At 66.7% G+C, this 279-nt stretch carries 1 protein-coding gene; it reads right to left on the reverse strand.

The window, feature by feature from the left end; all coding sequences use genetic code 11:
* A partial coding sequence (locus FLQ44_RS03160) for an SDR family oxidoreductase (RefSeq protein ID WP_147693010.1) occupies positions 1-277 on the reverse strand: 277 nt, incomplete at its 3' end.
* Positions 278-279 lie beyond the last annotated feature (2 nt).

The raw sequence follows: 279 nt of genomic DNA on the forward strand, positions 1-279 counted from the left end.
CGTGCAGGTCTTCGCGCGGGGCGTAGGCGATCGAGTGCAGCACGAAATCGAGCCGGCCCCAATCGCGCTCGATCGCCGCGAATACGGCTTCAAGCTGGCCGGGCTCGCGCACATCGCAGGGCAGGATCAGCGGTGCCCGCAGCGCTTCCGCCAGCGGTCGCACATGCGGCTGTGCCTTGTCGTTCAAATAGGTGATCGCCAACTCGGCGCCGGCCGCCTGCATGGCCACGGCACAGCCATAGGCAATCGACTGGTCGTTGGCGATGCCGACGATCAGGT

Origin of the sequence: Vogesella mureinivorans (genome assembly GCF_007644035.1) — a bacterium.
Lineage (GTDB): Bacteria > Pseudomonadota > Gammaproteobacteria > Burkholderiales > Chromobacteriaceae > Vogesella > Vogesella mureinivorans.